The organism is Streptomyces sp. NPDC028298, assembly GCF_055565895.1.
Genome location: NZ_JBVHTL010000001.1, coordinates 1,857,816 through 1,875,377 on the forward strand (window position 1 = coordinate 1,857,816; position 17,562 = coordinate 1,875,377).

The window sequence follows — 17,562 nt, forward strand, 5'->3', positions numbered from 1 at the left end:
GGGTCTTCGGCCGGCACCGCGGCGGGTGGCTCCCGGGTCCGTCCGGGCACACCTCGCGATATGGAACAATGGTCTAGACAACCCTGAACACCCGAAGGGCAGCATCTCATGGCTGAGCGCCGCGTCAACGTCGGCTGGACCGAGGGCCTCCACGCCCGGCCCGCCTCCATCTTCGTCCGGGCCGCCACGGCTTCCGGCATCCCCGTGACGATCGCCAAGGCCGACGGCGACCCCGTCAACGCGGCCTCCATGCTCGCGGTCCTCGGCCTGGGCGCCCAGGGCGGCGAGGAGATCGTCCTCACGTCGGACGCCGATGGTGCGGAGGTCGCCCTCGACCGTCTGGCGAAGCTGGTCGCCGAGGGGCTCGACGAGCTCCCCGAGACCGTCTGAGACCGCCCCCGGGCAGTCGGACACGCACGGCCGAGCCGCGTCACCCTTTCTTCGGGTGGCGCGGCTCGGCCGTTTTCCGTGGGCTCCCCCGCACATTCCCCAGGTGTCACGCCCGCCTCGCACCGCGACCACGGGAATGACGCGCACCGGAATTCAGGGCACGCGAATAAAAGGGCATCAGAAATGAGCCCCCACCGAATATCCCTCTTTGTATACGGCGCCTGTGTTAAAGACGCGGGCCCGTCATGTTTACGGGATGTTGCGAAGTTCTCACACGGTCCGCCCGCTCGCCTCCGGGGAATCGGAGCCGGTGCGCGGCGCTGGCGCGCTCGGTGTGCAGGGCCGTGATCGCGCGGGCCCGCTCACTGTCCCCGCGGGCCACCGCGTCCACGATGCCGCCGTGCTCCGCCCAGGACTCCGCGGGGTCGGCCGGCGCCTCCACCGAGTACATCCAGGCGATCTTGTGGCGGAGCTGGGCGAGCGTCGAGGTCAGCGCGGGGCTGCCGGACGCCTGCGCCAGCGTCTCGTGGAACCAGCCGCCCAGCGAGCGCAGATCCTCGCTGTGGCCTCGCCTGGAGCGCTCCTGCCCCAGCCTGACCAGACCCCGCAGCACCTTGAGATGGGCCTCCGTGCGCCGCTGTGCGGCCCGCGCGGCCCCCAGCGGCTCCAGCAGCATGCGCATCTCCAGGAGGTCCGCCGCCTCCAGCTCCGTGGGCTCCGCGACACAGGCGCCCGCGTGCCGGCGGGTGACCACGAAGCCCTCGGCCTCCAGCGTGCGCAGGGCCTCGCGCACGGGGACGCGCGAGACGCCGTAACGGCGCGCGAGCAGTTCCTCGGTGAGCCGGCCGCCGCGCTCGTAGACACCCGCGACGATGTCGTCACGGATCGCCGTGCACACCGAGTGTGCCGGAATACGCATGACCGACCTCCGCTTTAATCCCCGTGAAACGCCGTCGATTGACGCTTGTTCAGTGACTCTATTGCAGGAAGCCTGAATTTCCGATGGCGGGCCTGAATCCATGGATATTTTTTGGACAGACGACGTCCGGAAACGACGATGCCCCGGCTCGGTGAGCCGGGGCATCGAAAACGGCGGGGAAGCCGCAAAGCGTTCGTCAGACGTTGACGCCGTGCGAGCGCAGGTAGGCGACCGGGTCGATGTCCGAGCCGTACTCGGCGGTCGTACGGGCCTCGAAGTGGAGGTGCGGTCCCGTGGTGTTGCCGGTGTCCCCGGAGAGGCCGATCTGCTGCCCCGGGGTGACGGCCTGCCCCACGGACACCCCGATGGACGACAGGTGGCCGTACATGGTGTACGTGCCGTCGTGCATCTTGATCACGACTTGATTGCCGTAGGCGCCGCCCCAGCCGGCCGTGACCACTGTGCCGGAGCCGACGGCGTGGACCGAGGTGCCGGAGGCGGCGTGGAAGTCGACGCCAGTGTGGCTGCCGGAGGACCAGAGGGCGCTGCTGGCCTGGTAGCCGGTGGAAACGTACGAACCCGTGATCGGCATGACGAACGTGTTCAGGCGCTTGCGCTCGGCCTCACGGGCGGCGCGCTCCTTGGCCTCACGGAGCTTGGATGCCTGCTCCGCGGCCTGCTTGCGCGCGGTCTGCTCGGCCTGCTTGCGCGCGGCGGCCTCGTCGGCGGCGCGCTGCTGCGCGAAGGCCTGGGCGTCGATCTGGTCGGCGACCGTGTCGTTCAGGGTGACGGCCTGGGTGAGCCCGGTCTGCTCGACGGAGGCTTCCGCAGCGAACGCGGGGGCGGCCAGGGTTCCGATCACGCCGGTGGTGGTGAGCGCCGCGACCCCGACGGCGGTCGTGGTGGTGCTGTGCACCCGGCTGCTCGTACGACGATGCTTGCCGGTGCCACAGGTGAACGCCATGTAGGGGCTGATCCTTTCCTTCCCTCTCGCCTACCGGGTTAGCTGACGGGTTCGGAGCAGGAAGGTCTCCTACGGGCCCCCTCCGAAGAGGGCGTCCGATTCACCCCAGGGACTGCGTGGGTCCCCGGCTCCCCTGACTCGCGTCTCGGGGACTCGGCGATGGCTGTCCGGTGCCGCGGGCGCGGCGCACTGCGTGACGAACAGCCGCCCCGACGCTAAACGGGGTGTCTTTCGAACAACAAACGGATCACGATTTTTGTAACGCATCCCACAGGGCAGAAGGGCAACCGCCGTACGAATACGGACATCTTGGGACCGGAGTCCGGAAAGAGAAGGGCCCTGACGGCTCTTCAGCCGTCAGGGCCCTCTTCCGTCCCACGGGTCCTACTCGGCTGCCACCACGGTGACTTCACCGATTCCGAGGGCCCTGACCGGGTCCGCGATCTGTGCCGCGTCGCCGACCAGGACGGTCACCAGACGGTCCGTCGGGAAGGCGCTCACGGCCGCCGCGGTGGCCTCCACGGTGCCGGTGGCGGCCAGTTGCCGGTAGAGCGTCGCCTGGTAGTCGTCCGGCAGGTGCTGCTCGACCTGGTCCGCGAGGGTGCTCGCGACGGCCGCAGCGGTCTCGAACTTCAGGGGCGCGACACCCACCAGGTTCTGCACGGCGACGTCGCGCTCGGTGTCCGTCAGACCCTCGGCCGCGAGGGTGCGCAGCACCTTCCACAGGTCGTCGAGCGCCGGGCCGGTGTTGGGGGTGTCGACCGAACCGCTGATGGCGAGCATCGCGGCGCCCGTGCCGTCCGGCGCGGAGCGAAGGACCTGTCCGAACGCCCGCACACCGTAGGTGTAGCCCTTCTCCTCGCGCAGGACGCGGTCCAGGCGCGAGGTGAGGGTGCCGCCGAGGCAGTAGGTGCCGAGGACCTGGGCGGGCCACACGCGGTCGTGCCGGTCGGCGCCGACCCGGCCGATGAGGAGCTGCGTCTGGACGGCTCCGGGGCGGTCGACGATGATCACGCGGCCGGTGTCGTCGGCGCTCACCGGCGGCACGGGACGCGGTTCGGCGGACGAGCCGGTCCAGGAGCCGAGGGTGTCGGCGAGCAGTTCGTCGAGGTCGAGCCCGGTCAGGTCGCCGACGACGACCGCGGTGGCCGTGGCGGGGCGGACGTGCCTCTCGTAGAAGGCGCGCACACCCGAAGCGTCGATGTTGCGGACGGTCTCCTCGGTGCCCTGGCGGGGGCGCGACATCCGCGCGGTCGCCGGGAACAGTTCCTTGGAGAGCTCCTTGGCCGCACGACGGGCCGGGTTGGCCGTCTCGTGCGGGATCTCGTCCAGCCGGTTGGTCACCAGCCGCTCGACCTCGCTGTCCGCGAACGCGGGGGCCCGCAGGGCGTCGGCGAGCAGGCCGAGGGCCTTGGCCAGACGCGAGACGGGCACTTCGAGGGACAGGCGTACGCCGGGGTGGTCGGCGTGCGCGTCGAGCGTGGCGCCGCAGCGCTCCAGCTCGGCGGCGAAGTCCTCGGCCGAGTGCTTGTCGGTGCCCTCGGAGAAGGCGCGCGCCATGATCGTGGCGATGCCGTCCAGGCCCGCCGGCTCGGCGTCCAGCGGCGCGGCGAGGATCACCTCGACGGCGACGACCTGCTGGCCGGGGCGGTGGCAGCGCAGCACGGTCAGACCGTTGTCCAGGGCGCCGCGCTCGGGGGCGGGGAACGCCCACGGCTTCGGCTGTCCGGCCTGGGGCCGCGGGTGGAAGTCCATGGTGGCGAGCTCGGTCACTTCGCCGCCTCCTCGTCGGTCTCGTCGGCGGAGTCGGCCGCCTCGGCGGCTTCGGCTGTGGTGGGTTCGTAGACGAGCACCGCGCGGTTGTCGGGGCGCAGGCGGGCCTTGGCGGCCTCCTGGACCTCTTCCGCCGTGACGTCCAGGACGCGCTGCACGGCGGTCAGGGCGAGCTGCGGGTCGCCGAACAGGACGGCGTACCGGCACAGTTCGTCGGCGCGGCCTGCGACGGTACCGAGCCGGTCGAGCCACTCGCGCTCCAACTGGGCCTGGGCGCGCTCCATTTCCTCTGCCGTGGGGCCCTCCTCGGCGAACCGGGCGAGCTCCTCGTCGACGGCGGCCTCGATGACCGGGACCTCGACGTCTCCGGACGTCTTCACGTCCAGCCATCCCAGGGAGGGCGCTCCGGCGAGCCGCAGCAGGCCGAACCCCGCGGCGACGGCGGTGCGGTCACGGCGTACGAGCCGGTTGTAGAGCCGGGAGGACTCGCCGCCGCCGAGGACGGTGAGCGCCAGGTCGGCCGCGTCGCACGCGCGCGTGCCGTCCTCCGGGAGGCGGTAGGCGGCCATCAGGGCGCGCGCCGGGACGTCCTCCTCGACGACCTCGCGGATCTGCTCGCCGATGACGTCGGGCAGCGAGCCGTCCCGCGGGGCGGGCTTGCCGTCGTGCCCGGGGATGGAGCCGAAGTACTTCTCGACCCAGGCGAGCGTCTGCTCCGGGTCGATGTCGCCGACGACCGACAGGACAGCGTTGTTGGGCGCGTAGTTGGTGCGGAAGAACGCGCGGGCGTCCTCCAGGGTGGCCGCGTCCAGGTCCGCCATCGACCCGATCGGGGTGTGGTGGTACGGGTGGCCCTCGGGGTACGAGAGCGCGGTGAGCTTCTCGAAGGCGGTGCCGTACGGGACGTTGTCGTAGCGCTGGCGGCGCTCGTTCTTCACAACGTCGCGCTGGTTCTCCATGGACTCGTCGTCCAGCGCCTCGAGCAGTGATCCCATGCGGTCGGCCTCCAGCCAGAGCGCGAGCTCGAGCTGGTGGGCGGGCATGGTCTCGAAGTAGTTGGTGCGCTCGAAGCTCGTCGTGCCGTTGAGCGAGCCGCCGGCGCCCTGGACGAGTTCGAAGTGACCGTTGCCATGAACCTGCTTGGAACCCTGGAACATCAGGTGCTCGAAGAGGTGGGCGAGTCCGGTCCGGCCCTTGACCTCGTGGCGCGAGCCGACGTCGTACCAGAGGCACACCGCGGCGACCGGGGTCAGATGGTCCTCGGAGAGCACCACGCGCAGGCCGTTGGCCAGGCGGTGCTCGGTCGCTGTCAGGCCGCCGGAGCCTGCCTCAGCTGTGGCCGTGTGACCCATGGGCATGTACGTCCCTTCGATCGCGGAACTGCGTCATTCCTGTCGGTCCTGCCACTGTATGCAAGCGCGCGGACGGCTGGCGAAGTTCCCGCACCTCGTACGCCGAGAGCGAGACTCGTGCGTGTCCCCGGCGCGCCCTGGGAAGGCCTCCGGGATCCGCCGCGAACGCCCTCCGGCCCCTCTGCGCACCGGCCGAAGGGGCTCGCGGTCCGTCCGCGCGCCGGGCCGAGACCGCCGCTCGGAAGTGGTCCCGGCGACGCCCGCGGGGCCCGCCCGAGGGGCGCTACGGACGGGTCGCGGTCGGGGTTGTCAGTGGGGCGGTCCACAATGGTGCGCGTCAGAACCCGTTCATGCCCCGGCAGAGACTGTGAAGGAGCCGCAGCAGCGATGGCCCGCCGCAGCACGAAGACCCCGCCGCCCGACGACTCGTACGAGGAGAAGATCCTCGACATCGACGTCGTGGACGAGATGCAGGGCTCCTTCCTCGAATACGCGTACTCGGTCATCTACTCGCGAGCCCTGCCGGACGCCCGCGACGGCCTGAAGCCGGTTCACCGTCGCATCGTCTACCAGATGAACGAGATGGGCCTGCGTCCCGAACGCGGCTATGTGAAGTGTGCCCGTGTCGTCGGCGAGGTCATGGGTAAGCTGCACCCGCACGGCGACGCGTCGATCTACGACGCCCTGGTGCGTCTGGCGCAGCCCTTCTCCATGCGGCTGCCCCTGGTCGACGGCCACGGCAACTTCGGCTCCCTCGGCAACGACGACCCGCCGGCGGCGATGCGTTACACCGAGGCCCGGATGGCCGACGCGACGTCGCTGATGACGGAGTCGATCGACGAGGACACCGTCGACTTCACGCCCAACTACGACGGTCAGGAGCGGGAGCCGGTTGCCCTCCCGGCCGCCTTCCCGAACCTGCTGGTCAACGGCTCGTCGGGCATCGCCGTCGGCATGGCCACGAACATGCCGCCGCACAACCTCGGCGAGGTCATCGCCGCCGCCCGGCACCTCATCCGCTACCCGGGGGCCGACCTCGAGACGCTGATGAAGCACGTCCCGGGCCCCGACCTGCCCACCGGCGGCCGGATCGTCGGCCTCTCCGGCATCAGGGACGCCTACGAGTCGGGCCGCGGCACCTTCAAGATCCGCGCCACGGTGTCGGTGGAGGACGTCACGGCGCGCCGCAAGGGCCTCGTCGTCACCGAACTGCCCTTCACCGTGGGTCCGGAGAAGGTGATCTCCAAGATCAAGGACCTGGTCGGCTCGAAGAAGCTCCAGGGCATCGCCGACGTCAAGGACCTCACCGACCGTGCGCACGGCCTGCGCCTGGTCATCGAGATCAAGAACGGCTTCGTGCCGGAGGCGGTCCTCGAACAGCTCTACAAGCTGACGCCGATGGAGGAGTCCTTCGGCATCAACAACGTGGCACTGGTGGACGGCCAGCCGCTCACCCTGGGCCTCAAGGAACTGCTGGAGGTCTATCTCGACCACCGCTTCGACGTCGTGCGCCGCCGCAGCGAGTTCCGCCGCGGCAAGAAGCGCGACCGCCTGCACCTGGTCGAGGGTCTCCTCGTCGCCCTCCTGGACATCGACGAGGTCATCCGCCTCATCCGCTCCAGTGACAACTCGGCGCAGGCCAAGGAGCGGCTGATCGAGCGCTTCTCCCTCTCCGAGATCCAGACGCAGTACATCCTCGACACGCCGCTGCGCCGCCTCACCCGGTTCGACCGCATCGAGCTGGAGTCGGAGCGCGACCGTCTCAACGGCGAGATCGACGAGCTGACCGGCATCCTGGATTCGGACGCGGAGCTGCGCAAGCTGGTGTCCGGCGAACTGGCCGCGGTCGCCAAGAAGTTCGGCACCGACCGGCGCACGGTGCTCCTGGAGTCCGCGGGCTCCCCGGCCGCGACCGTCTCGCTCCAGGTCGCCGACGACCCGTGCCGCGTCCTGCTGTCCTCCACCGGGCTGCTGGCGCGTACGGCGACCGATGAGCCCTTCGGGCAGGACCCGGACGCCAAGCGCACCAAGCACGACGTGATCATCTCCGCCGTGCCGGCGACGGCACGGGGCGAGGTCGGCGCGGTCACGTCCCTGGGCCGCCTCCTGCGCCTGAACGTGATCGACCTCCCGCAGCTCCCCGAGACGGCGTCCGCGCCCAACCTCTCCGGGGGCGCTCCGATCTCGGAGTTCCTGTCCTCCCTCGAGCCGGACGAGACCGTGGTCTGTCTGGCGACCCTCGACGAGACGTCCCCCGGCCTCGCGATCGGCACGGAGCAGGGTGTCGTCAAGCGTGTGGTGCCCGACTACCCCTCGAACAAGGAGGAGTTGGAGGTCATCACCCTCAAGGACGGCGACCGGATCGTCGGTGCCGTCGAACTGCGCACCGGCGAGGAGGACCTGGTCTTCATCACGGACGACGCCCAGCTCCTTCGCTACCAGGCCTCGCAGGTGCGCCCGCAGGGCCGTGCCGCGGGTGGCATGGCGGGCATCAAGCTGACGGACGGCGCGAAGGTGATCTCGTTCACCGCGGTCGACCCTGCGGTGGACGCGGTGGTCTTCACGGTGGCGGGTTCGCGCGGGACGCTGGACGACTCCGTCCAGACCACGGCCAAGCTGACCCCGTTCGACCAGTATCCGCGCAAGGGCCGCGCCACGGGCGGTGTGCGCTGCCAGCGGTTCCTGAAGGGCGAGGACTGCCTGTCGCTGGCCTGGGCCGGTCCGGTGCCGGGGCGCGCCGCGCAGAAGACCGGCATGCCGGTCGACCTGCCGGATATCGACCCGCGCCGTGACGGCTCGGGCGTGTCGCTGGGCAGGCCGGTGTCGGTGGTGGCCGGGCCGGTGTAGCCGGGCGGCCGGAGGGGCCCGTCGGCCCGGAGGAGCCCGTAGGCCCGGAGGGGCTTGCGGTCAGGCCTCCGGGCTGGGCTCCGGCTCCTGTACGTAGCGGAGGACGCCCCACATGCTGTGTTCATCGGCGTGCGGGGCGTCCTCTTTGCATGCCTCCAGTTCCTTGGCCAGCGCCACCGTGTCGATCCCGGAGCCGATGAGGACGAGCTGGGTGAGCCGCTCGTCCGCTGCGGTCCAGGGCTCCGGATAGAAGCGCAGGAACCGCCCGACGGCATGCACCGCGTACCGGTTGCGGAGGTCCTGCACGCCGAAGTCGACGTACCCCTTGATCCGGTAGAGCCCTTCGGGCCGGCTGTCGAGGAAGGCCATCAACTGCCGTGGGCCGAGCGGGACTTCGGAGCTGAAGGAGAGGGAGTCGTAGGCGGAGTGAAGGTGGCCGAGGTGGCCGCCTTCCTGCGGAACGTCATCGCCGCCGTCGTCGTGCCGATGGAGATCGTCGAAGGACAGTTGTCCGATGCGTTCCTCGCTGGGCCGGCAGTCGAAGAGGAACTCCGGGTCGACCCGGCCGTAGGTGGCGGGGACGACCGCGGCCCCGCCCGCGAGCTCCCGGACGACACCCAGCACGCGTCCGGCGTCCTCGGCCCGGTCGATCTTGTTGACGACGACGAGATCGGCGAGGGCGAGATGCCGGTCGATCTCGGGATGCTTCTCGCGCGTGCCCGCGAACTCGGCGGCGTCGACGACCTCGACGAGCCCTCCGTACACGATCCCCGGAAGTTCACTGGCGAGCACCATGCGTACGAGTTCCTGGGGCTCGGCGAGCCCGCTCGCCTCGATGACGATGACGTCGATGCGGGCGGAGGGTTGAGCGAGCCGGTCAAGATATTGATCAAGTTCGCTGACGTCGACCGCACAGCACAGACATCCGTTGCCGAGGGAGACGGTGGAGTCGCCGAGCGCCCCGGCCACGGCCATCGCGTCGATCTCGATCGCGCCGAAGTCGTTGACCACGGCTCCGATCCGGCTGCCACCACTGCGGTGCAGGAGGTGATTGAGCAGTGTGGTCTTGCCTGAGCCGAGGAAGCCGGCGAGAACGATGACCGGGATCTGCCGCGTACTCGACGAACTCACCACGCGCCCTCTCTGAACCTGTGCGCGCACCGGCTCACGGGACCGGCGCTCACGCGGGGAATGAATGCAGACCAAGCATACGAGCGGGAGGAAACGCCCCGAAGTGAACGATTGTTAGCGGCGCTCGCGGGGCACACGTTGGACATGGCGCCGGTGGATGCGACCCGCACATCCCTCCGTGCGCCTCCTCTCCGCCTCCCCGCCGATCAGAGCCGCTCGGCAACACTGGGAGGCGGCAAGCGCGCCGCCCACCGCTCGCCGGTCCGCTCCCTGTCGCCCCACAACCGACGACCGGCGGACGGTCGCCTGATTCGGGGGTTGACATGGCCACAATGAAAGTCAAGGTTCGTGGGTTGCGCTCCGCCGCCGCCGCGGCGTTCGGTCTGTTGGCAGGGGCGGCCGTCACCCTCGCCGCGCAGCGATCCACCCTTGACGCGCTGCACGCGCGGATCGAGCTGCTGGAGCAGGCCGCCCAGACCCAGCGTCAGGCCAATCTCGCCCATCAGCAGCGGCTCCACTGGGAACTGCTGAGCAAGGCCATGGACGACCCCGAGCTGGCGGAGGTCCTGGACGCGTACGACGGGACCGTGTCCCCGAAGAAGCAGCGCCAGTTCCTCTTCACCAACGCCTTGTACACCAACGCCCTCTGCTACTACCGCATGGGCAACATGACCCGCGAGGAATTCTTCGGCTTTGCCCGCGGGATGCTCCAGCACCCCATCTTCCGGGAGTACTGGTACGCGACCCGCCCTCATCGGGCGACTCTCATCAGCACGTCGGACGAAGCTCAAATCGGACTTATGGTCGAAGATCTCCTCGCACAACTGGAGGAAACAGACACGGACGAGTGGTGGGTGGTGGGTGAACCGCCGAGCGAGTAGCGCCTTCCACCTGCCACGCTCCGGCGCGGGCCGGTTCATCTGCGCCATGTCGGCGGACGGATCACACGGTCGGGCGATAACGAACCAGTAAACCGGCGCGTTTCCTCAGTTGCCAACAGGGTTGACTGCTGCGCAATCACGTTTGGGTCGATCCCCACCGAACCGTCGCTCCACGCCGCCCGGTCCGAGGTCACAGCCCCACAGGGCTCCATCGCGCCGCGCAGCAACAGCGCGCTGGCCAATCCCACCTCGAGACCAAAGGGAATCAAGAACAGTGAGCCACATCATCCGTCGGATTGGCACTCCTCCCCGTTTGCGGGGAAGCACGACCGGTGCCAATTGCCCAGACATTTTCGAACTGTCCGACGGAAGGTTCGCTGTGATCGGAACAGATGTCACCGAGAAGCTGGACGCCGAACTTCCGCCCGACGCCTCCCGAGCCGACTACGAGAGAATCGTCGTAGTGTCCCGCGAGACGCTCATCCATGCGAAGTCGGATATTCCCGACGCATAGGCCCCTGAACGCTCCATACTCACTCGAGCGTCGGCAGATCAGCACACCGTCGTGCGTTCGCCTTGCCGTCGGTAGCCCCGTTCCGCATGCCGCCCCTGTTCGGTGTGCGGTCACGGGACGAACTACACCTCTCACGGTCACCGCACGAAAGGCAGAGACAATGACTACTGTCATCCGTCGGATTGGCGCCTCTCCCAGTGAACGAGGCAGTGCCACCGGCCAGTCCTGTCCCGACATCTTCGAGCTGAGTGACGGCACTTTCGCCGTCATCGGGCGCGAGGCCACCGACCAGATCGATCCACTGCTCCCGTCCGATGCCGCACGTGCCGACTACGAGCGGATCGTGATCATCACGCGCGAGACACTCCTGCGGGCCAAGGACGACATTCCCCCCGTCTAGCGGCAGCGTCTCCGGAACGATCCCCACCCGGGCTCGGCAACGACTTGTTGCCGAGCCCGTTTCGGTCTCCGGTCGGCTCGGTCGCCGGTCAGCCGCGAGCAGGCACCGCCACCGGCGGAACCGGGCCGACATAGCGAGCCGCCGGGCGGATGATCTTTGAGTCCTGGGCCTGTTCCATGATGTTCGCGCTCCAGCCGACCACGCGTGCGGCGGCGAAGGTGGGTGTGAACATCTCCCTGGGCAGCCCGCAGAGTTCCATGACCACGCCGGCGTAGAACTCCACGTTGGTGTGCAGCTCCCGGCCCGGCTTGAGCTCGGCCAGGATCGCCTCCACCTGCCGTTCCACCTCGACCGCGAACTCCACGAGCGGGCCCCCGAACCCCTGAGCCAACTCGCGGAGCATCCGTGAGCGCGGGTCCTCGGTGCGGTAGACGGGATGCCCGAAGCCCATGATGCGCTCGCCGGCGAGAACGCGTTCGCGGATCCAGGAGTCGATGCGGTCAGGGGTCCCGATCGCGTCGAGGGTGTCCAGAGCGCGACTGGGAGCGCCTCCGTGGAGCGGCCCGGAGAGCGCTCCGACCGCGCCCACGAGGCAGGCGGCCACGTCCGCACCGGTGGAAGCGATCACCCGTGCCGTGAACGTTGATGCATTGAATCCGTGGTCAATGGTTGAGATGAGGTATTGCTCGACCGCACGGGCGCGGACAGGGTCCGGCTCCGAACCCGTCAACATGTACAGGTAGTTGGCGGCGTACCCCAGGTCCTCGCGCGGCTCCACAGGGTCCAGTCCCTGCCCGAGCCGGTACAGCGCGGTGAGCAGGGTCGGCACGGCCGCCGTCGCCGCGAGGCCGTCGTCGCGGCGGCGTCCGGCGTCGATGTCGTACACGGGACGGAACCCCAGCGACGCCCCCAGCAGCGACAACGCGGTCCGCAGCCCGGCGAGGGGTCCCGAAGGGCCGGTCGCCGTCGCGATCGCCGGCAGTGCGGCCCGTACGTCGTCCGGCAGTCGCCGCAGCCGCGCGGTCCGCTCGGCGAAGGCGGCACGGCGGGCCTCGTCGGGCAGCTCGCCGTGGGCCAGCAGATGCCAGACCTCCTCGAAGCCGCAGGCCCGGGCGAGGTCGACGGCCGAGTACTGGCGGTAGTGGTAGAAGCCTTCCAGCCCTCTGACGTCACCCAGTTCGGTGTCGGTGACGACGACTCCGGCGAGACCGCGCGGGACATCGGCGAGTACGTCCGCGGCTGCGCCGGCAGAGGTGGACGCGGCTTGGTTGATCGGCATGTTTCCTCCCTGGACTTGATTCGACTGTCCATGCTTGACTCAGTAACTGTCAATATTGATTGAATCAATATGCCGATCCACAGATACGGTGGCGCTCATGAGGGATCGAGAAGCGGCAGCACCCGCCCACGAGGGCCGACGGCTCAGCACCAAGGAGACCGCGGAGCTGCTCGGCGTGAAGCCGGAGACCGTGTACGCGTACGTGAGCCGCGGTCAGCTCAGCAGCAGGCGGGAGCCGGGAGGGCGCGGGAGCACGTTCGACACCAAGGAGGTCGAGGCCCTCGCGCGGCGCAACAGGCGTGAGGGCGGCGGCAGTTCGAGCAGTGGCGGCGAGCTATCCGTCCGTACCCGCATCACGTTGATCGACAAGGATCGGTACTACTTCCGTGGCGTCGACGCCACAGAGCTCGCCGCCCGGTACTCCTACGAGGAGATCGCCGAGTGGCTGTGGACCGGCGAACTGCGCCACGGAGTCACCTTCACGGCACCCGAGGCCACCGTGGCGGCGGCCCGGCGCAGCGTCGACGCACTGCCGGAGCACAGCGGCCCGACCGACCGGCTGCGGGTCGCGGCGATCGCCGCGGCGGCCTCCGACCCGCTGCGCTTCGACCTCTCCGAGAGCGCCGTGCTCGGCACCGGACGCACCCTCATCCCCACCCTCGTCGCCGCCCTTCCGACCGTGCGGCACGACCACAGCGACGAAGGCCCGCTGGCCCGACGGCTCTGGACACGGCTCAGCGGACGCGCACCCGACGAGGCGTCAGTGCGCGTACTGGACACGGCACTCGGCCTGCTCGTCGACCACGACCTCGCCGCCTCGACACTGGCGGTCCGCGTCGCGGCCTCGGCCCGCGCACACGCGTACGCGGCCGTGTCGGCGGGCCTCGGCGTCCTCGAAGGGCCCCTGCACGGGGCGGCCAGCGGGCTCGCGCACCGGCTGCTGCTGGACGTTCTGGACCAGGGCACCGCCGCCCCCGTGGTCGCCGACGAACTGCGCGCCGGGCGCCGCGTCCCGGGACTGGGCCACCGGCTCTACCCCGGCGAGGATCCACGCGCGCGTGCCCTGTTCGCCCTCCTGGAGGAGGTGCCCGGTGCGGCGCCCGCTCTGGCGGCGGCCCGCGATGTGGTGACCACCACGGCGAGGCACGCCCCGCTGCACGCCAATGTCGACCTCGCCCTGGCCGTCCTCACGGTCTCGTCCGGCATGCCGGCCTCGGCGGGAGAGACGATCTTCGCCGTCGCCCGGACGGCGGGCTGGATCGCCCACACCCTGGAGGAGTACGCGGAGCGCCCCCTGCGGATGCGGCCGAGCGGCCATTACGTCGGCGAGCGGCCACCCCAGCCGCTCCCGCGATAGAGGGCGCGCGCTGGGCGTGCGAAAGGGTCCTGTGCGCACCCCCCAGGCACCGTCTCCCCACCTGCGCTCCCGCACGCCCGGCCACGCGCCTGGACGCCCCCTCCCGCGCCCCCCGTGGACGGCGGGAAGTCGCCCCGGGTGAAGTCAGGTTAGGCTCACCTCTGTGAGTACGTGCACGACTGTGTCGCGGCAGCTCGACGAGCCGTTTACCGGGACCGCGGCCACCGCGAGGACATGGCTGCTCATCGAGCAGCCCGGACCCTGGGGTGCCAAGGCGCTCACTTCGAGCCACCTGGACCCCGCGCTCGGCCGCGCCCTCGAAGCGGCGGCGCAGGACACCGGGGTGCGCGTCGCGCTCGTCCGGCGCCCCGGGCGTCATGCCGACTGCGGGTCGCTCGCGGAGCGCCATGTGTACGTGGCCCACACCACCCCGGGAAACGCCTGGGTGCACAGCGCCATGACGCGCGATCCCGAAGAGCTGCTCGGCCTCGACTTCGCGGCGCTCGGAGCGGGCGATCCGGGGTCCTTCGACGAGGTGCTCCAAGGACGGCCCCACACGGGCGATCCGCTGGCCCTCGTCTGCACCAACGGCAAGCGCGACCGCTGCTGCGCCCTGCTCGGGCGACCGCTGGCGGCGGAACTGGCCGCTTCGGGTGTCGGAGGTGTCTGGGAGGTCACCCATCTGGGTGGTCATCGCTTCTCTCCCACCGTGCTGGTCCTGCCGTACGGGTACGCGTACGGCCGTGCCGAGGCCCATACCGTCAAGGAGATCCTCCAAGGCGTCCGGGAGGGCCGTGTCGTCACCGAGGGATGCCGTGGGAACTCCGCCTGGGAACGCCCAGGCCAGGCGGCCGAGCTGGCCGTGCGGACGGCTTCGGGGGAGCACGCCGCCGATGTCCTGACGGTGATCCGCACGGACGGCAGCGCGCCGCGCTGGGAGGTCACCGTCGCCCACTCCGACGGCCGGCTGTGGCGGGTCGTCGTCGCGCGAGGTGCCTCGCTGCCGCCCCGCCCGGAGAGCTGCGGCTCGGCGCTCGGTTCACCCGCGCGGATGGACGTGGTGGCCGTACGACAGCTCGAGGCGACGGCTGTGGCCGTGGCCTGCTGACGCCCGCTGCCTATGGATTCGACCGGGCCGGACGCGTGACGCGGAAACTGGTTGGGTCGCACGAAGCGCCCTCAAGCCGTGGCAGGCCCCCACCGCCGGCCCCCGTGGCTGTGGTCGCCTCCCGGCCGTCCGATCCATTGATCAAGAGATCCACACCACACTCTCTGTGGAGAGGCGCGGGCACCGCCGTACGGTCGTGGGCATGAGCCCCACTCCCCTCGCACGACGACTGCGCCTCGGTCTGCCACGGCGAGTTTTCGCCCAGGTGCTGTTGATGCAGATCGCGATCGCGGCGGGAGTCGCGACACTCGCCACCGGGCTGTTCCTGGCACCGCTGAGCGCCCAGTTGGACGACCAGGCCATGCGGCGCGCTCTCGCGATCGCGCAGACGACGGCGGCCCAGCCGCAGATCGCCGTGGACCTCCGGAATACGGCCCCCTCCAGGACCGGACCCGTGCAGGCCGAGGCCGAGCGGATACGCCAGGCGAGCGACGCCGAGTACGTCGTCGTGATGGACATGCGGGGCATCCGCTGGTCGCACACGAACCCCGCACGGATCGGCGAACCGGTCTCGACGAGCCCGGACCAGGCCCTGGCCGGCCAGGACGTCATGGACATCGACACCGGAACCCTGGGGCGCTCCGCACGCGGAAAGGTGCCGCTGCGCGACGCCTCCGATCAGATCGTCGGCGCGGTGTCGGTGGGTATCAAGTACGACAGCGTGCGAGCGCGGCTGATCGACGCGATCCCGGGCCTGTTCGCGTACGCGGGCGGGGCCATGGCCGTCGGCGCACTGGCCGCGTATCTGATCTCCCGCAGAGTCCAGCGACAGACCCGTGACCTGGCCTTCTCCGACATCTCGGCGCTACTGGCGGAGCGTGAGGCGATGCTGCACGGCATCCGTGAGGGCGTGGTCGCCCTGGACCGGGTCGGTCGCGTACGTCTGCTGAACGACGAGGCCCAGCGGCTGCTCGGAGTGGGCGCCGAGGCCGTCGGGCGACCGCTCGACGACGCGCTGGGTCCGGGCCGTACGACGGATGTGCTGGCGGGACGCGTCACCGGCACCGACCTGCTCACGGTCCGCGGCCAGCGCGTCCTGGTCGCCAACCGGATGCCCACCGAGGACGGCGGCGCCGTCGCCACCTTGCGCGACCGGACCGAACTGGAGCAGCTCGGCCGTGAGCTCGACTCCACGCACGGTCTGATCGACGCCTTGCGCGCGCAGGACCATGAGCACGCCAACCGGATGCACACACTCCTGGGGCTGCTCGAACTGGAGATGTACGACGACGCCGTGGAGTTCATCGGCGAGGTGGTCGGCGACCACAGGGTCACCGCGGAACAGGTCACCGAGAAGATCCACGATCCGCTGCTCGCCGCGCTGCTTGTCGGCAAGGCGACCGTGGCGACGGAGCGGGGCGTGGCGCTGTGGATCTCGGACCGGACGCTGCTCCCGGACCGGCTGGTCGATCCGCGGGGGCTCGTCACGGTCGTCGGGAATCTCGTGGACAACGCGCTGGACGCCGTCGCGGGTACACCGCACGCGCGCGTGGAGGTCGAGTTGCGGGCCGAGGGGCGAACGGCCGTGCTGCGGATACGGGACACCGGCCCCGGCATTCCCGAGGAGCGGCGGGAGTTGGTCTTCACGGATGGCTGGAGCACGAAGCAGCCACCGGCGCACGGCAAGCGCGGAATCGGACTCTCGCTGGTACGGCGTCTCGCGGAGCGGCAGGGAGGCAGCGCGGAGGTGGCCGACGCGGAGGGCGGTGGCGCGGAGTTCACGGTCGTCCTGCCGGAGGCGCTGACGGACTCGTCGCTGGCCACGAAGGCCGCCCCCGGGGATGCCAGGAGCCCCTGGAATGCCGAGCACGCCGGAACCGGCTGGAACGCCGGGAGCCCCGATGGAGAGTCGGGATGATCGAGGTTCTGGTCGTGGACGACGACACACGGGTCGCGCGCGTCAACGCCGCCTACGTGGAGAGGGTGCCGGGCTTCCGTGTCGCGGGGCAGGCGCACAGCGCGGCCGAGGCGCTGTGCCGGATGGAGGAGCTGCCGCACCCGGACCTCGTCCTCATGGACCACCACCTGCCCGACGAGTCAGGTCTCGCGGTCGTCGAGGAGATGCGCCGGCGGGGCCATCAGACCGACGTGATCATGGTGACGGCCGCGCGTGACCTCACGACCGTACGGGCGGCGTTGCGGCAAGGTGTACTGCAGTACCTGGTCAAGCCATTCTCTTTCGCCGGGCTGCGGGCCAAGCTGGAGGCGTACGCCGACCTGCGACGCACGCTCGACCGCGGCGGCACGGCCGAGCAGTCCGATGTGGACCTGATCTTCGGGGCGCCCTCTTCGGGCGTCGTGCCCGACCTGCCCAAGGGCCACTCCCCCGCGACGGCCGACCTCGTACGGCGCGCCCTGCTGAACGCCGAGGGCTCCCTGTCCGCCCAGGAGGTCGCGGAGGAGACGGGACTGAGCCGGCAGACCGCGCAGCGGTATCTGAAGCTCCTGGAGCGCACCGGGAAGGCGCGTCTGACCCTCCGCTACGGCGACGCGGGCCGCCCCGAGCACCGGTACGGGTGGGCCACCCCCGACTGAGGGCATGCCCGAAACGGGAACGGCCGCCCCTCGCCCGTACGACCGGAGGAAC

Annotated in this window: 15 protein-coding genes and 1 riboswitch; of the genes, 9 read left to right on the forward strand and 6 right to left on the reverse strand. The window is 70.3% G+C overall.

Going from position 1 to position 17,562, the window contains the following annotated elements; genetic code table 11:
* Nucleotides 1-108: 108 nt before the first annotated feature.
* Nucleotides 109-390, forward strand: coding sequence for an HPr family phosphocarrier protein (locus ACZ4TO_RS08030; RefSeq protein ID WP_382794119.1), 282 nt, complete (start codon nucleotides 109-111; stop codon nucleotides 388-390).
* Nucleotides 391-616: 226 nt separating this feature from the next.
* On the opposite strand, the gene ACZ4TO_RS08035 is transcribed toward ACZ4TO_RS08030, so the two are convergent.
* The 4 genes from ACZ4TO_RS08035 to ACZ4TO_RS08050 form a co-directional block, all read right to left on the reverse strand.
* Complete coding sequence (locus tag ACZ4TO_RS08035) at nucleotides 617-1,309, reverse strand: GntR family transcriptional regulator (RefSeq protein ID WP_382794122.1); 693 nt, start codon at nucleotides 1,307-1,309, stop codon at nucleotides 617-619.
* 196 nt (nucleotides 1,310-1,505) lie between these two features.
* Nucleotides 1,506-2,273 carry a M23 family metallopeptidase gene (locus ACZ4TO_RS08040; protein WP_382794124.1) on the reverse strand — a complete coding sequence of 256 codons (768 nt, stop codon included), beginning with the start codon at nucleotides 2,271-2,273 and terminating at the stop codon, nucleotides 1,506-1,508.
* A 12-nt stretch (nucleotides 2,274-2,285) separates the two neighbouring features.
* Nucleotides 2,286-2,442, reverse strand: a riboswitch (cyclic di-AMP (ydaO/yuaA leader).
* Nucleotides 2,443-2,657: 215 nt separating this feature from the next.
* Nucleotides 2,658-4,046 (reverse strand): M16 family metallopeptidase, encoded by a 1,389-nt coding sequence (locus ACZ4TO_RS08045; protein ID WP_382794128.1) that lies wholly within the window; start codon nucleotides 4,044-4,046, stop codon nucleotides 2,658-2,660.
* Nucleotides 4,043-5,404: a M16 family metallopeptidase gene (locus ACZ4TO_RS08050; protein WP_382794130.1), complete on the reverse strand. Its 1,362-nt coding sequence runs from the start codon at nucleotides 5,402-5,404 to the stop codon at nucleotides 4,043-4,045. The genes ACZ4TO_RS08045 and ACZ4TO_RS08050 overlap by 4 nt, the downstream gene beginning before the upstream one ends.
* Nucleotides 5,405-5,785: 381 nt before the next feature.
* Here ACZ4TO_RS08050 and ACZ4TO_RS08055 point away from each other — a divergent pair, with 381 nt between their 5' ends.
* On the forward strand, nucleotides 5,786-8,245 hold the full coding sequence (locus tag ACZ4TO_RS08055) for a DNA gyrase/topoisomerase IV subunit A (protein WP_385040707.1): 2,460 nt from the start codon (nucleotides 5,786-5,788) through the stop codon (nucleotides 8,243-8,245).
* Nucleotides 8,246-8,305: 60 nt separating this feature from the next.
* Here the strand turns inward: ACZ4TO_RS08055 and ACZ4TO_RS08060 are convergent, their stop codons facing one another.
* Nucleotides 8,306-9,379, reverse strand: a complete 1,074-nt coding sequence (locus tag ACZ4TO_RS08060; protein WP_468023721.1) for a CobW family GTP-binding protein — start codon at nucleotides 9,377-9,379, stop codon at nucleotides 8,306-8,308.
* 320 nt (nucleotides 9,380-9,699) lie between these two features.
* On the opposite strand from ACZ4TO_RS08060, the gene ACZ4TO_RS08065 reads away from it, so the two are divergent.
* The 3 genes from ACZ4TO_RS08065 to ACZ4TO_RS08075 all read left to right on the forward strand — a co-directional run bounded on the left by ACZ4TO_RS08065 (nucleotide 9,700) and on the right by ACZ4TO_RS08075 (nucleotide 11,171).
* Nucleotides 9,700-10,257 carry a DUF6082 family protein gene (locus tag ACZ4TO_RS08065; protein ID WP_468023722.1) on the forward strand — a complete coding sequence of 186 codons (558 nt, stop codon included), beginning with the start codon at nucleotides 9,700-9,702 and terminating at the stop codon, nucleotides 10,255-10,257.
* Nucleotides 10,258-10,531: 274 nt separating this feature from the next.
* A complete protein-coding gene (locus tag ACZ4TO_RS08070) occupies nucleotides 10,532-10,771 on the forward strand; it encodes a hypothetical protein (RefSeq protein ID WP_385040699.1) in 240 nt (79 codons plus the stop codon).
* Nucleotides 10,772-10,931: 160 nt separating this feature from the next.
* Complete coding sequence (locus ACZ4TO_RS08075) at nucleotides 10,932-11,171, forward strand: hypothetical protein (protein WP_385040696.1); 240 nt, start codon at nucleotides 10,932-10,934, stop codon at nucleotides 11,169-11,171.
* Between the two features lie 88 nt (nucleotides 11,172-11,259).
* On the opposite strand, the gene ACZ4TO_RS08080 is transcribed toward ACZ4TO_RS08075, so the two are convergent.
* Nucleotides 11,260-12,450 (reverse strand): citrate synthase, encoded by a 1,191-nt coding sequence (locus ACZ4TO_RS08080; protein WP_468023723.1) that lies wholly within the window; start codon nucleotides 12,448-12,450, stop codon nucleotides 11,260-11,262.
* 97 nt (nucleotides 12,451-12,547) lie between these two features.
* Here ACZ4TO_RS08080 and ACZ4TO_RS08085 point away from each other — a divergent pair, with 97 nt between their 5' ends.
* From ACZ4TO_RS08085 to ACZ4TO_RS08100, 4 genes are all read left to right on the forward strand, one after another.
* The gene (locus tag ACZ4TO_RS08085; protein WP_385040690.1) at nucleotides 12,548-13,807 is read left to right on the forward strand and encodes a citrate synthase; all 1,260 of its coding nucleotides are present in this window, start codon (nucleotides 12,548-12,550) and stop codon (nucleotides 13,805-13,807) included.
* A 163-nt stretch (nucleotides 13,808-13,970) separates the two neighbouring features.
* Nucleotides 13,971-14,915, forward strand: a complete 945-nt coding sequence (locus ACZ4TO_RS08090; RefSeq protein ID WP_468023724.1) for a sucrase ferredoxin — start codon at nucleotides 13,971-13,973, stop codon at nucleotides 14,913-14,915.
* Between the two features lie 202 nt (nucleotides 14,916-15,117).
* The gene (locus tag ACZ4TO_RS08095) at nucleotides 15,118-16,833 is read left to right on the forward strand and encodes an ATP-binding protein (protein WP_382794152.1); all 1,716 of its coding nucleotides are present in this window, start codon (nucleotides 15,118-15,120) and stop codon (nucleotides 16,831-16,833) included.
* A complete protein-coding gene (locus ACZ4TO_RS08100; protein ID WP_468023725.1) occupies nucleotides 16,830-17,510 on the forward strand; it encodes a response regulator in 681 nt (226 codons plus the stop codon). Before ACZ4TO_RS08095 ends, ACZ4TO_RS08100 begins: the two co-directional genes overlap by 4 nt.
* The last annotated feature ends 52 nt before the right edge of the window (nucleotides 17,511-17,562 follow it).